This is a genomic window from Citrobacter sp. Awk 2 (assembly GCF_028069815.1).
GTDB lineage: Bacteria > Pseudomonadota > Gammaproteobacteria > Enterobacterales > Enterobacteriaceae > Citrobacter.
The window spans coordinates 1-14728 of sequence record NZ_JANEWL010000109.1; the positions used below are offsets into that span (position 1 = coordinate 1).

Annotated in this window: 12 protein-coding genes and 1 pseudogene; 7 read left to right on the forward strand and 6 right to left on the reverse strand. The window is 52.1% G+C overall.

Going from position 1 to position 14728, the window contains the following annotated elements; all coding sequences use genetic code 11:
- Positions 1-21 precede the first annotated feature (21 nt).
- Positions 22-1992: a TonB-dependent receptor plug domain-containing protein gene (locus NNO02_RS20075; RefSeq protein WP_271455571.1), complete on the forward strand. Its 1971-nt coding sequence runs from the start codon at positions 22-24 to the stop codon at positions 1990-1992.
- A gap of 375 nt (positions 1993-2367) precedes the next feature.
- Here NNO02_RS20075 and NNO02_RS20080 read toward each other — a convergent pair whose 3' ends face one another.
- Entirely contained in the window at positions 2368-2622 is a 255-nt protein-coding gene (locus tag NNO02_RS20080; protein WP_048212573.1) for a GlsB/YeaQ/YmgE family stress response membrane protein, read from the reverse strand.
- A gap of 201 nt (positions 2623-2823) precedes the next feature.
- Between NNO02_RS20080 and ycgR the strand changes: the two genes are divergently transcribed.
- Complete coding sequence (gene ycgR, locus NNO02_RS20085) at positions 2824-3558, forward strand: flagellar brake protein YcgR (RefSeq protein ID WP_271441509.1); 735 nt, start codon at positions 2824-2826, stop codon at positions 3556-3558.
- 11 nt (positions 3559-3569) lie between these two features.
- On the opposite strand, the gene emtA is transcribed toward ycgR, so the two are convergent.
- Entirely contained in the window at positions 3570-4181 is a 612-nt protein-coding gene (gene emtA, locus NNO02_RS20090) for a membrane-bound lytic murein transglycosylase EmtA (protein ID WP_040232326.1), read from the reverse strand.
- 98 nt (positions 4182-4279) lie between these two features.
- On the opposite strand from emtA, the gene ldcA reads away from it, so the two are divergent.
- Positions 4280-5194, forward strand: a complete 915-nt coding sequence (ldcA, locus tag NNO02_RS20095; protein ID WP_271455572.1) for a muramoyltetrapeptide carboxypeptidase — start codon at positions 4280-4282, stop codon at positions 5192-5194.
- Positions 5195-5291: 97 nt separating this feature from the next.
- Positions 5292-7025, forward strand: a complete 1734-nt coding sequence (locus NNO02_RS20100; protein ID WP_271441511.1) for a potassium/proton antiporter — start codon at positions 5292-5294, stop codon at positions 7023-7025.
- On the opposite strand, the pseudogene NNO02_RS23905 reads toward NNO02_RS20100, so the two are convergent.
- From NNO02_RS23905 to NNO02_RS20110, 3 genes and pseudogenes are all read right to left on the reverse strand, one after another.
- Positions 6960-7112, reverse strand: a pseudogene (locus NNO02_RS23905) (hypothetical protein); the annotation flags it as partial. The gene NNO02_RS20100 and the pseudogene NNO02_RS23905 overlap by 66 nt on opposite strands.
- A gap of 15 nt (positions 7113-7127) precedes the next feature.
- Positions 7128-8198 carry a catabolic alanine racemase DadX gene (gene dadX / locus NNO02_RS20105; RefSeq protein WP_271455573.1) on the reverse strand — a complete coding sequence of 357 codons (1071 nt, stop codon included), beginning with the start codon at positions 8196-8198 and terminating at the stop codon, positions 7128-7130.
- A 12-nt stretch (positions 8199-8210) separates the two neighbouring features.
- Positions 8211-9509 (reverse strand): D-amino acid dehydrogenase, encoded by a 1299-nt coding sequence (locus NNO02_RS20110; RefSeq protein ID WP_271441513.1) that lies wholly within the window; start codon positions 9507-9509, stop codon positions 8211-8213.
- Between the two features lie 322 nt (positions 9510-9831).
- On the opposite strand from NNO02_RS20110, the gene NNO02_RS20115 reads away from it, so the two are divergent.
- Complete coding sequence (locus NNO02_RS20115; RefSeq protein ID WP_271455574.1) at positions 9832-11364, forward strand: SpoVR family protein; 1533 nt, start codon at positions 9832-9834, stop codon at positions 11362-11364.
- A 103-nt stretch (positions 11365-11467) separates the two neighbouring features.
- Here the strand turns inward: NNO02_RS20115 and fadR are convergent, their stop codons facing one another.
- Complete coding sequence (gene fadR / locus NNO02_RS20120) at positions 11468-12187, reverse strand: fatty acid metabolism transcriptional regulator FadR (RefSeq protein ID WP_005122254.1); 720 nt, start codon at positions 12185-12187, stop codon at positions 11468-11470.
- Positions 12188-12424: 237 nt separating this feature from the next.
- Between fadR and nhaB the strand changes: the two genes are divergently transcribed.
- Complete coding sequence (gene nhaB, locus NNO02_RS20125) at positions 12425-13969, forward strand: Na(+)/H(+) antiporter NhaB (RefSeq protein ID WP_271455575.1); 1545 nt, start codon at positions 12425-12427, stop codon at positions 13967-13969.
- A 141-nt stretch (positions 13970-14110) separates the two neighbouring features.
- The gene (gene dsbB / locus NNO02_RS20130) at positions 14111-14641 is read left to right on the forward strand and encodes a disulfide bond formation protein DsbB (protein ID WP_271441516.1); all 531 of its coding nucleotides are present in this window, start codon (positions 14111-14113) and stop codon (positions 14639-14641) included.
- Positions 14642-14728: the final 87 nt, after the last annotated feature.

The following is a 14728-nucleotide window of genomic DNA, read 5'->3' on the forward strand; positions in this document are numbered from 1 at the left end:
TTTATAAATGGACTATAAATAATGAATTTCAACAAAAGTTGTCTTTACACAGCCCTGTCGTTTGCTTTCGCGCAAGGTGCTTTTGCTGGGCAGGAAAGCGAAACCATGACCGTCTGGTCTAGTCCGGCCTCCGCCGCAACCACGACGGTTTTGGGCCAGGAGACGATGCAGCAACTGGATAAACAAAACGTGGCGCAGGCGCTAAGTGTCGTTCCCGGCGTCATGCTACAAAAATCCGGTAACCGTAATGAGCAACAAGTGAAAGTCCGCGGTTTTGACAGCCGTCAGGTCCCGGTCTTTTTCGACGGTGTTCCGGTGTACATTCCCTACGATGGCAACCTTGATTTAGGTCGTTTTCTGACATCCGATATCGCGTCTGTCGAAGTCTCTAAAGGCTACTCATCTTTGCTACAGGGGCCGAACCAGATGGGTGGTGCTATCAACATCACGACCAAAAAACCCACCAAACCGATTGAGGGCTCTCTGGGGTATCGTCAGGGCTGGAGCCGGAGCAAAGACAATGCCCATGATATGCACGCGTCGTTCGGTGCCAGCAACGATCTCGGATATATCCAGCTCAGTGGTAGCCAGCTAAAACAGGATTTCCTCGGATTACCTCATGGTGTTGATAACCCGGTAGCGGGCAGCAATGGCAAGATGATTAACTCATCAGCCGATGATAAACGCGGCATCGTGAAACTGGGATTCACACCACGCGGCGATGATGAGTATGTGCTGACCTACATTAATCAGGACGGCGAAAAAGATAACCCGCCGTATGCCGGAACCAGCAGCCAGAAATCGCGTTATTGGCAATGGCCGCAATATGATAAAGAAAGTTATTACTATCAGGGCACCACGCATTTGGGCGATCGCTTTACATTGAAAAGCCGCCTGTATCGCGACACCTTTGAAAATACACTGATGATGTACAATTCCCTTGCCGATCTGAAAAATAAGAAAGGCAGCTACAGCCATTATTCTGACTATAGCGACGGCGCAGGTTTGCAGCTTTCCGCTGATATGCGGGAAAACGACCTGCTCTCTTTCGCCGTGAACTGGAAAGACGATGTTCATCGCGAAAAAGGGGCTCCGAATGCCGCTTATGACCGCTACGAAGATCGTACCTGGTCTGTCGCCAGTGAATATCAATGGGCGGCTGCGGATAATGTCGATGTGGTGGCAGGTATCAGCTACGACTGGCGTGACAGCGTAGAGGGGATGAAGCACGAGAAAAACGGCAGTGTTACCCATTATGATGACAACAACCAGTCCGCCTTTAACTGGCAGGTAATGACCAAATACCACTTTGAAAATTCTGACACATTAGCGCTCTCCTACTCTGACAGAACGCGCTTCCCCACACTGAAAGAACGCTACACCACGTCAAAACCGGCTTATAACCAGATAGCGCTGGTCAACCCGCAGCTAAAACCGGAACGCGCCCGTAGCGTCGATCTCACGTGGAACGGTTCGCTCACCCAGAACTGGGGATTCGAAGCCAGCGTGTATTACAACCGCATTACCGATGCGATTCTGTCCCACAATATTGATGCCGACACGATTCAGAACCAAAACAGTGGTCGGGTGGATTACACCGGCCTGGATGCAGGCGTCAAAGGTAAGGTCTTTGACATGCTGGATGTGGGGCTGAGCTACGGCCTTATCCATGCTGACGTTAAACGCAGCGACATCGGCAAAATTACCGATCTGCCAACACAAACGCTAACCGCCTGGATGACGCTGAAGCCGTGGGACCCACTCAGCATTACGCTGTCCGAAGAAGCCCGCTCTTCAAGCTATAGCAATTCTGATGGTTCACAAAAAGCGGCTGGGTTCGCCATTACCCACCTCCGGGCAGATTACACCCTCGGACATGGCTTTAGCGTTAACGCTTCGGTCAACAACCTGTTTGATACACAGTACGTCTACAGCGAAGGGTTTATCGAAGAAGGTCGCAATTACTGGGCCGGGGTTGAGTATCAGTTCTGACTTAGCGATACAGAGAAACGGCCCCGTTCAGGGTAATGCTATTCAGTTAACGCCTCAGTTTCAGAAAGTATCGCCTGTGAGGGTAGAAGTTATGAATATGTACTCTCAGAGAAAGGGTTCCGTTCACCTCATGTTCATCGCTTCTCTGAAACGCCGGCTCCTGTGAACGTGTAAAGGGCGTTCTCCGCCACGCCCTTTACAATCCCGCCGGGAGCCTGGGATGCAAGGGAGGCGGCGGTGAGCCTCCCTTGCACGTTCACGGGTATCTGCGCTTCAGAGAAATGACACAACTAAGGTGAACGGAACTCTGAGCAAGAATCACATGTTCACCAGACATGCTTAACTGAACGGCATTACTGCTCGGGGGCCGTTTGATTAATCTCGTCGTACCAGTCGGAAAACACCCAGTACTACAATCGCGCCGACCACGGCCACCAGGAAGCTGTGGAGATTAAACCCACTGACATCGCCGCCGATACCAAACATCGTTGCCAGCCACCCACCGACCACAGCACCGACAATACCGAGAATGCAGGTCAGAATAAACCCGCCGCCATCACGCCCCGGCATAATCAGCTTGGCGATAACCCCCGCAATCAGACCAAAAATAATCCAGGCAATAATTCCCATTTTCAGGCCCTCTTTCCAGTGAACGCACACGCAAGACACTCCTGCGCCAGCACGTTAAGTATAGGCAAGCCATCGCTACCTGCTGTTTGCACTCAGACTTAATTCATTGGCTTTGGTAAAAAATTTCATCCATTTGTATTAAGTTCCGTCTCGCGATGCCGATAACCCAACGATAAGCCAGGTATCCAGGAGTCATTAGGTGTGAGTAACTACAATGAGCAGTTCCTGAAGCAAAACCCGCTCGCAGTATTAGGGGTACTCCGGGACTTAAATTCACAGCAGGTTCCACTGCGTATCTCCTGGTCAGGAGGTCAGTTCATCAGCAAAATTCTAGCTGTCAGCCCGGACGAATTGATCATGGATTTTGGCAGTCAGGAATATGAAAACCAGGCCGTGCAACGCGCCAGCCAGATCTCAATTATCGCCGAAACGCAGGGTGCCAAGGTGGAGTTTACCCTCCCGCAACTGACAAAAGGCGAGTATCAACGATTGCCAGCCTTTATCTCATCGTTGCCACCTTCGCTGTGGTTCGTCCAGCGCCGGGAATACTTCCGCATCGGTGCACCGTTACACCCGCCCTATCACTGCAAGGCGAAAATGCCGGACAACAGTATCCTGCATTTTCGCTTATTCGATTTGTCTCTTGGCGGCATGGGCGCGCTATTAGAAGGGGCTACACCGGAGGGGCTGGTTGAAGGTATGCGCTTCTCGCAGGTTGAACTGAATATGGAACAATGGGGTGTGTACCACGTTGATGCCCAGCTCATCTCGATTACCGAGCGAAAAGTGATCGACGGGAAAAATGAGACCATCACCACTCCCCGCCTGAGCTTTCGTTTTCTCAACGTCGGCCCGGCGGTGGAGCGGAATTTACAGCGGATTATTTTTTCGCTTGAGCGCGAGGCTCGGGAAAAGTCGAATAAAGTACGCGAGTAATATCACGCGCGTTACATCGCATCCAGCGCTCGCTGAAGCTTCCAGATATAACGTGGAGCCTGCGGCGCAGGATGGTTATCGACAACATGTTCAAAAAACTCATCCGCGCTCAGATCGTTGATTTTGCTGATGGCTTTTTTCCTGTCAGAGGAGAACGTCCGCAGCAGCGCCCCGGCACCGTTCGCGTATGACACCACCAGCGCATATTGCATCACCTGTGGGTCTTCAATTCCCGCCAGCGGACCGGTTTCAAGAATGCTCAGATACGCCGCCCCCATGGAGATATTGCGCTCTGGATTTTTCAGCTCACTGGTCGACGGCTCTCCGCTCCATCCCATGCGGCGATAAACGTCCCGCCCGGAGGTGGAGGCTTTAAGCTGCATCAGACCGATGGCATTAGATTTACTGACTGCATTGGGGTTACCCCCTGATTCAATAGCGATAATCGCCGTAATCAATTGTGGGCTAACGCCCCAGGCCGCGCCGGCTTTTTCACTGATAGGCATCCATTGCATCGCGCGTTTAACCGGAACTTCTGCATTCCATGGCGGATTTTTGTAATCCTGTTTTGAACTACAGCCCGCAAGTATTACAACCAAAAAAGCAAACCATCTCAATTTCACGTCATCTATCCTTATAGCCGGAACCTGTCGCTGAGGTGACAACGACATACCTACGCGGCATGATATACATTTGGTTTTAGTTGTAGCAAGGAAATGCCATGTCCCGGTTTCACTTAATTGCCCCGTCGGGCTACTGTATCAACCAGCAGGCTGCATTACGTGGGCTTGCGCGTCTTACTGAGGCCGGTCATCAGGTCGATAACACTGCCGTCATCGCCCGCCGCTGTCAGCGTTTTGCCGGTACCGAAGCCGAGCGTCTGGCGGATGTGAATTCACTCGTTGAACTAAAAACGCCTGATACTATTGTGATGGCGGTGCGCGGCGGCTACGGTGCGAGCCGTTTGCTGGCAGAGATTGACTGGCGGGCGCTGGCCGTTCGCCAGCAACAAAATCCGCTCCTGCTGTGTGGTCACAGCGATTTTACGGCCATTCAGTGCGGGCTGCTGGCGAAGAGTCATGTCATCTCGTTTAGTGGCCCGATGCTGGCGGCTAACTTCGGTGCCGAAGAAATGAACGCCTTTACCGAGCACCATTTTTGGCAGGCTTTGCGCAATGCCGAATTTACCCTCGACTGGCAAGGGCATGGCCCGGATTGCGCTACCGAAGGCACGCTGTGGGGCGGAAATCTGGCGATGCTCATTTCGCTGATGGGGACGCCGTGGATGCCCGCCATTGAGAACGGTATTCTGGTGCTGGAAGACATCAACGAGCACCCGTTTCGCATCGAGCGCATGCTGCTACAACTTTATCATGCTGGGATCCTCGCCCGCCAGAACGCCATCATTCTCGGCAGTTTTAGCGGCAGTGCGCCTAATGATTATGATGCCGGTTACAGTCTTGATTCAGTCTGCGCGTTTTTGCGTGCCAAATTATCAGTTCCACTGTTAAGCGGCCTCGATTTTGGCCATGAACAACGCACCGTCACCTTACCTTTAGGGGCCAAAGCCGTGCTGAAAAATGATAAAAACGGCAGTGAACTCACAATCTCCGGTCATCCGGTACTTAAATCGTAAAAAAAGCCTGCCTCAGGGCTAAGTAAAACGCTGTTTCTGTCGTTATTATGTTAGGGTTTATTAATACGAAACAGCGTAATTCAGGAGTAACCGAACGTTGGATGCCGCAGCAATCATTAGCCTTTTTATTTTGGGTTCCGTTCTCGTCACCTGCAGTATCTTGCTAAGTTCATTCTCATCACGTCTTGGTATCCCGATTCTGGTGATTTTCCTCGCTATTGGCATGTTAGCGGGCGTGGACGGTGTTGGCGGCATTCCTTTTGATAACTACCCTTTTGCCTACATGGTCAGTAACCTGGCGTTGGCCGTGATCCTGCTTGACGGCGGGATGCGCACTCAGGCCAGCTCCTTTCGTGTTGCGCTAGGCCCGGCATTATCGTTGGCGACCGTGGGCGTGCTGATTACCTCTGGTTTAACCGGCATGATGGCGGCATGGCTGTTTCATCTGGATCTCATCGAAGGACTGCTGATTGGCGCGATTGTCGGCTCAACCGATGCCGCGGCGGTATTTTCCCTGCTCGGCGGTAAAGGACTTAACGAACGTGTGGGCTCGACGCTGGAAATTGAGTCAGGTAGTAATGACCCAATGGCCGTATTTCTGACCATTACGCTTATCGAAATGATCCAGAACCACGAGACCGGTTTAAGCTGGATGTTCGCCGTGCATATTATCCAGCAGTTTGGCTTAGGTATCGCTATCGGCCTCGGCGGTGGATACCTGCTCCAGCAGATGATTAATCGTATTTCACTGCCTGCCGGGCTGTATCCGCTGCTGGCCTTAAGCGGCGGGATCCTGATTTTTGCCCTGACTACCGCACTTGAAGGCAGCGGCATTCTGGCGGTTTATCTGTGTGGCTTCCTGCTGGGAAATCGCCCGATCCGCAACCGCTTCGGTATTCTGCAAAACTTTGACGGTCTGGCCTGGCTGGCGCAAATTGCCATGTTCCTGGTGCTGGGATTGCTGGTGACGCCATCCGACCTGTTGCCGATCGCGATTCCGGCGTTGATTTTGTCTGCCTGGATGATTTTCTTCGCGCGTCCGTTGTCGGTGTTCGCCGGATTGCTGCCATTTCGTGGTTTCAATCTGCGTGAGCGCATTTTCATTAGCTGGGTTGGCTTACGCGGTGCGGTACCCATCATCCTTGCCGTCTTCCCGATGATGGCGGGTCTGGAAAATGCGCGTTTGTTCTTTAACGTCGCATTCTTTGTGGTACTGATCTCGCTGCTGTTCCAGGGGACGTCGCTGTCGTGGGCCGCTAAAAAAGCCAAAGTCGTGGTACCTCCTGTTGGCTGGCCAGTTTCACGTATTGGTCTCGATATTCACCCGGATAATCCCTGGGAGCAGTTCGTTTACCAGTTGAGTGCCGATAAATGGTGCGTAGGGGCCGCATTGCGTGACTTGCATATGCCAGAGGAAACGCGTATTGCCGCACTGTTTCGTGACAACGTGCTGTTTCACCCATCAGGCAGTACCCGCCTGCGTGAAGGCGATGTGCTGTGCGTCATTGGTCGCGAACGCGACCTGCCCGCCTTAGGCAAGCTGTTCAGTCAGTCACCGCCGGTGTCGTTAGACCAGCGTTTCTTTGGTGATTTTATTCTCGAAGCCAGCGCGAAATATGCCGATGTGGCACTGATTTATGGTCTGGAAGATGGCACCGAGTATCGTGATAAGCAGCAAACGCTGGGTGAAATTGTTCAGCAACTGTTGGGTGCTGCACCGGTTGTCGGTGACCAGGTGGAATTTGCCGGTATGATCTGGACGGTAGCCGAGAAAGAAGATAATGCCGTGCTGAAAGTGGGTGTCCGCGTGGCAGAAGATGAGGATGAATAACGCAGTTGTTTTGGCCGGGTGACGGCTGCGCCTTACCCGGCCTACAAATGTACTGCTTCTGTAGGCCTGAAAGCTGCGCGCCGTCAGGCAACTCTACAAAAGTTACACCGTCACTACCGGTACGCGCAGCGCCAGAGAGCACATTAATTCATAGCCCACCGTGCCCGCCGCTGTCGCCACATCGTCGATTTTAATCTCTTTGCCCCACAGTTCCACAGGCGTTCCTATCCCCGCCTGTGGACATGGTGTCAGGTCAACCGCCAGCATATCCATGGATACCGTGCCGACCGTCCCGGTACGTACACCGTCCACCAGGACAGGTGTCCCACTCGGAGCATGGCGCGGATAACCATCGGCATAGCCTGTTGCCACAATTCCAATGCGCTGATCACCGCTGGCAGTGTAACGGCCACCGTAACCAACCCGGTCGCCTGCTTTCAGCGTTTGCACACCGATAATCTCACTGCTCAGCGTCATCACTGGCTTAAGTCCGGTGTTGGCAATGTCCCGCCATTGTCCCGACGGCGACGCGCCGTACAGAATAATGCCCGGACGAACCCAGTCATAATGCGCTTGTGGGTGCCACAGCGTCGCAGCAGAATTCGACAGCGAACGTCTACACTCCAGTCCTTCCGTTGCCTGCGCAATACGCGCCATCGCGTCCTTGATGCCATCCGGATGTTCAGCATCAGCAAAATGCGACATTAGCGTCATCTCACCCACGTTAGGCATTGCCCGCAACTGTTGCCAGACGGTCGCTACTCGCTCTGGTAAGAAACCCAGCCGGTTCATGCCGCTATTCACTTTCAGGTAAATATCCAGCGGCGCGTTCAGCCGGGCATTTTGCAACGCTTTGAGCTGCCAGTTACTGTGGACACAGGTGGTCAGACGATATGTGTCATACACCGTCAGGTCTTCGGCATGGAAAAACCCCTCCAGCATTAAAATCGGTCCTTTCCATCCCCGCTCCCGCAGGGTGATCGCCTCCTCGAGATTGAGCATAGCGAAACCATCGGTCGTTCCCAGTGCCGTCCAGACGCGTTCTATACCGTGTCCGTAGGCATTGGCTTTTACGACCGACCAGACGCGGGAGTCCGGCGCAGCCTGACGCGTAATGGTCAGATTTTGTTTCAACGCCTGCAGGTCAATGCTGGCCAGTATCGGGCGGGTCATCTCGCGTCCTTATTAGTTATGTACGCCATGTAAATGCCGCGGGCGAGACGGGGTAAATCCCGGACTGTAACGCGCCACGCTCAGATCGTCATAAGGTATGGCTGGCGTGCGACCAGAGAGAATATCGCTCAGCAACTGACCCGATCCACATGCCATCGTCCAGCCCAGTGTGCCATGCCCCGTATTGAGCAGCAGATTCTTAAAGCGGGTACGCCCCACCACTGGCGTTCCGTCTGGCGTCATCGGACGCAGCCCGGTCCAGAAGGTGGCTTGTTCAACATGACCGCCGCGCGGAAAGAGATCGCGCACCACCATCTCCAGCGTCTCACGACGTGGTTGTAGTAGCTCGGTATTAAAACCAACAATTTCTGCCATACCGCCAACACGAATTCGCTCATCAAAACGGGTAATAGCGATTTTGTAGGTTTCATCAAGAATAGTGGAAACCGGCGCACCATCATCTTCTGCCACCGGTATGGTTAATGAGTAGCCTTTGAGCGGATACACCGGAATATCAACGATTCCTTTGAGCATCGCTGTGGAATACGAGCCAAAGGCCATAACATAGGCATCGGCTTTGATAACTTCGTCGCCACACTGGACACCATAGATTTGCTCGCCTTCGCTGAGTAGCTTATCGACGGGGGTGTTAAAACGGAATTTTACCCCCGCCTGCTCGGCCATTTTCGCCAGACGCTGGGTAAACAGCTGACAGTCACCGGTTTCGTCATTCGGCAACCGTAATCCCCCAGTCAGTTTGTGCGCGACCTCTGCCAGCGCAGGTTCGACTTCCGCCAGACGATTTGCCTCCAGAAGTTGGTACGGCACACCGGCATCTTCCAGCACGGCAATATCACGCGTGGCGTTCTCATACTGTTGAGCGGTTCTAAACAGTTGTAACGTACCGCCCTGACGACCCTCATACTCGATCCCCGTTGTGGCTCGCAGCGCCTTCAGACAATCACGGCTGTATTCCGCCAGACGCACCATGCGCCCTTTGTTTTCCATGTAGTGGCTGGTGTCGCAGTTGCGCAGCATTTGCCACATCCACTTCAGTTGGAACTGCGTTCCGTCGAGGCGTACAGCCAACGGCGCGTGCCGCTGAAACATCCATTTAATCGCTTTTAGCGGTACGCCTGGCGCCGCCCACGGCGCGGCATAACCAGGAGAGATTTGCCCGGCATTCGCCGCACTGGTTTCCAGTGCCGGACCCGGCTCACGATCGATGACGGTGACATCGTGTCCAGCCTGACTTAAATACCAGGCGCTGGTCACGCCAACGACGCCACTTCCCAGTATGACAACTCGCATAGCCACTCCGTTAACAGTAAAAGAACAATCTTCTAATTACATCTTGATAACTCAGTTGAAAATATTATTCAACATATGGCTTTTTTATGGTGATGTATCTCACACATAGCAGTGATTGCAGGGAAGTCTCTGCTTTGGCATCTCCTGCTGCGCGTAAATTTTATCCAGCATAAAATTTTGTTACCTCGACGTTTTTCGACGCTTCGCTAACGTGAAATCGCAAAGAAAAAATTTCTCCTGCAGCACGCTTTTTAACACCATGATCTATGCTTGAAATGAGGTACTCCAAACAGAGAGTGCCGCCAACAATGAGGGTGCGCGAATGGCTACGATTGATTCCATGAACAAGGACAGCACACGGTTAAGCGATGGACCCGACTGGACGTTTGATCTGCTGGATGTCTATCTGGCAGAGATAGACCGCGTGGCGAAACTCTACAAACTGGATACCTACCCGCACCAAATCGAGGTGATCACTTCTGAACAAATGATGGACGCCTATTCCAGCGTAGGGATGCCAATCAACTATCCGCACTGGTCGTTTGGTAAAAAGTTTATTGAAACCGAACGCTTGTACAAACATGGTCAGCAAGGACTGGCCTATGAGATTGTTATTAACTCCAACCCGTGTATCGCGTACCTGATGGAAGAGAACACCATCACCATGCAGGCACTGGTCATGGCGCATGCCTGCTATGGACATAACTCTTTCTTCAAGAATAACTACCTGTTCCGCAGTTGGACAGACGCCAGCTCCATCGTCGATTACCTGATCTTTGCGCGAAACTACATTACCCAGTGTGAAGAGCGTTACGGTGTTGATGAAGTTGAGAAACTCCTCGACTCCTGCCATGCGCTGATGAATTACGGCGTTGACCGTTATAAACGCCCGCAAAAAATCTCACTACAGGAAGAGAAGGCCCGGCAGAAAAGCCGTGAAGAGTATCTGCAAAGCCAGGTGAATATGCTGTGGCGTACGTTGCCGAAGAAAGAGGAAGAGAAGACGATCTCTACCGCACGGCGTTATCCTTCTGAGCCGCAGGAAAACCTGCTGTATTTTATGGAGAAAAACGCCCCACTGCTTGAGTCCTGGCAGCGAGAGGTCCTGCGTATTGTGCGTAAGGTAAGCCAGTATTTTTATCCCCAGAAACAGACTCAGGTTATGAACGAGGGATGGGCAACCTTCTGGCACTACACCATCCTCAATCACCTTTATGATGAAGGCAAAGTCACCGAGCGCTTTATGCTGGAGTTTCTGCATAGCCATACCAACGTGGTATTCCAGCCACCGTATAACAGTCCATGGTATAGCGGGATAAATCCTTATGCGCTGGGTTTTGCTATGTTCCAGGATATCAAACGTATTTGTCAGTCGCCCACCGAGGAGGACAAATACTGGTTCCCAAATATTGCGGGTTCCGACTGGCTGGAAACCGTGCATTTCGCGATGCGTGATTTTAAAGATGAGAGCTTTATCAGCCAGTTCCTGTCACCAAAAGTGATGCGCGATTTCCGCCTGTTCACGGTGCTGGATGATGACCGCCATAATTACCTGGAAATTTCAGCGATTCACAATGAGGAGGGGTATCGCGAGATTCGTAACAGACTGTCATCGCAATATAACCTGAGCAATCTGGAGCCGAATATTCAAATCTGGAATGTCGATCTGCGCGGCGACCGTTCACTGACCTTGCGTTACATCCCACATAACCGCGCGCCGTTGGATAAAGGACGCAAAGAAGTGTTGAAGCATGTTCATCGGCTATGGGGATTTGATGTGATGCTGGAGCAGCAAAATGAAGATGGCAGCGTTGAACTGCTGGAGCGTTGCCCGCCAAGGATGAACGGCCTGTAAAATTGATTGCCGGAGGTGGTGTAATACACCTTATCCGGCCTACGATGTAGACGCATTGTAGGCCGGATAAGACGCTTTGGCGTCACCATCCGGCATTGCGCGATTAACGTCCCTGAATAGCTAAATCGCCCGGCAAATTCTTCTGCATACGGTGCCAAATCTCACCACTGTCGTGACCATAGCGGCGCACCGTTTCATAGACCAAATCATGCGCGCCCTGCTCACACAGCTCTGACAGCTTACGGTAGAAGTTCAGCGCCAGGCCGCGTGCTTCCGGGTTGGCAAAGTAATGACGGCCAATACGCGTATAAAGTCCTTTCATGCCGTTGAGGATCAAACCGTAAATCGGATTGCCCGACGCAAATGCCAGACCGCGGAAAATGTTGTAGTCCAGATCGGCAAACGCGTCAGCATGGTCAGCAACCTGATTCGCCGTTGCCAAAACGTCCTGGGCTTTATCAGGATGTTGGCGGAATGCGGTGCGAATAAAGATCGTCGAGATGTTGGTACGCACAGACAGCAGATTATCAATCAACTGCGGAACGCTTTCGTGATCGAGACGCGCCAACGTTTCCAGGATATTCAGCCCGGAGGTTTCCCAGAAGTTATTCACTTTCGTCGGTTTGCCGTGTTGAATGGTCAACCAGCCGTCCCGCGCCAGACGCTGCAATACTTCGCGTAACGTGGTACGTGTTACTCCAATAAGTTCGGAGAGTTCACGTTCAGCGGGCAAAATAGTGCCAGGTGGGAAGCGGTTATTCCAGATACTCTCAATGATGTACTCTTCCGCGAACCCAGCAGGGCTTTGCGCCTTAATGACCATAGTGATAATTCCATTACACAGCAAAACATAGTTACACACATCATACCAGACGGGTTTCTTAGCTGATAGCTGACGCAACGAAGAAAAAGTGGATCAAGGCTTCATTTTCCAGATAACGCTGATACGCAGCCGATACGATAAGCCACGTGAAGAGCTTGCCTGCGTTCACTCGTGCCGCTAAGCTTTGCGGTCAAACATAAAAACATGATTTCATTTTTACAGGTAAGGGAAACTGCCATGGAGCTATCATGGGGCCGCGCTATGTGGCGCAATTTTTTAGGCCAGTCGCCGGACTGGTATAAACTTGCACTGCTCGTCTTCTTAATCATTAACCCGCTTATTTTTTTCATCAATCCCTTTATCGCGGGTTGGTTGCTGGTGGCCGAATTCATTTTTACGCTGGCAATGGCGCTTAAGTGTTATCCACTGCTGCCAGGCGGGCTGTTAGCCATCGAAGCTGTCGTCATCGGCATGACCAGCGCCACTCATGTTCGTGAAGAAGTTGCCGCCAACCTTGAAGTGCTCTTGCTGCTGATGTTTATGGTGGCGGGCATCTACTTTATGAAGCAACTGCTGCTGTTTATTTTTACCCGACTGCTGCTCAGTATTCGCTCCAAGATGCTGCTGTCGCTGGCCTTTTGTGTTGCCGCTGCCTTCCTTTCTGCGTTCCTCGACGCATTGACCGTGGTCGCAGTCGTGATCAGCGTGGCGGTCGGTTTTTACGGCATCTACCATCGCGTCGCCTCTTCCCGTCCGGAAGATAACAATTTGCTGGATGACAGCCATATCGACCAGCACAATAAAGCCGTACTTGAGCAGTTCCGTGGTTTTCTGCGCAGCCTGATGATGCACGCGGGAGTCGGCACCGCGTTAGGCGGTGTGATGACCATGGTTGGCGAACCGCAGAACCTGATTATCGCCAAAGCGGCTGGCTGGCATTTTGGTGATTTTTTCCTGCGCATGTCGCCGGTCACCGTTCCGGTGTTGATTTGCGGTCTGCTCACCTGCCTGCTGGTTGAAAAGTTACGTTGGTTTGGCTACGGTGAAACATTACCGGAAGCTGTCCGTGGCGTTCTGCAACAGTTTGACGATGAAAGCCGTCAACAACGTACCCGCCAGGATAAAATCAAGCTGATTATTCAGGCTGTTATCGGCGTATGGCTGGTCGTTGCCCTCGCGCTGCATCTGGCAGAAGTCGGATTAATTGGTTTGTCGGTGATTATTTTGGCGACTTCGTTAACCGGTGTCACTGACGAACACGCTATTGGTAAAGCCTTCACCGAATCGCTGCCCTTCACCGCGCTGCTTACCGTATTTTTCTCCGTGGTTGCGGTGATTATCGATCAGCAGCTTTTTGCACCGATTATTCAGTTTGTCTTGCAGTCTTCTGAACATGCACAGCTGACCCTGTTCTATCTTTTCAACGGCCTGTTGTCGTCAATTTCAGACAACGTCTTTGTTGGCACAATTTACATCAACGAAGCGAAAGCGGCGCTGGAGCACGGGACGATTAGCCTGAATCAATATGAACTGTTAGCGGTGGCGATCAATACCGGAACCAACCTGCCTTCCGTGGCTACGCCAAATGGTCAGGCGGCATTCTTGTTCCTGCTGACCTCCGCACTGGCACCACTGATTCGTCTTTCCTACGGCCGTATGGTGTGGATGGCATTGCCGTATACGATCGTCCTGACGCTGGTAGGTCTGTTGTGCGTAGAGTTCACGCTGGTCCCCGTGACCGAATGGATGACGCAAACAGGCTGGTTAGCTACACTTTCATAACAATAAACCGGGTAAATCACTGCCCGGTTTGACTTTTTGCATGATAATTATCCGATTACACAATATTTCAATTGCCGCTAGTGGCGCATAAATTGAATTGGTTTAAACTGCGGTCTCTACGCATGTTGCAGGGAAATTATTATGTTGCGATTTTTAAACCAGTGCTCCCGTGGGCGTGGAGCATGGTTATTGCTGGCGCTCACCGCCCTGGCGTTGGAACTTGTTGCCTTGTGGTTCCAGCATGTCATGCTGCTTAAACCTTGCGTGTTGTGTATATACGAACGTAGCGCATTATTTGGCGTGATGGGTGCTGGTCTGGTGGGCGCAATTGCCCCGAAAACGCCGCTGCGCTACGTGGCGATGATTATCTGGATTTACAGCGCCTGGCGCGGCCTTCAGTTAGCGTATGAACACACGATGATTCAGCTTCACCCGTCACCGTTCATGACCTGTGATTTTGCCGCGCGCTTCCCGAGTTGGTTACCGCTGGATAAATGGCTGCCGCAGGTATTTATGGCTTCCGGTGACTGCGCTGAGCGTCAGTGGTCATTTTTAACCCTGGAGATGCCGCAGTGGCTGTTGGGGATTTTTGCCGCCTATCTGGTCGTTGCTGTATTGGTGCTGATTGCCCAGCCCTTTAAACCGAAAAAACGTGACCTCTTCGGTCGCTAACAGAACGCTCCTTCGGGAGCGTTTTTTTTGCCATAATGCCATTGCCTGCGGGCACCTATAAAATGTATATTAAATACATCTTATAGG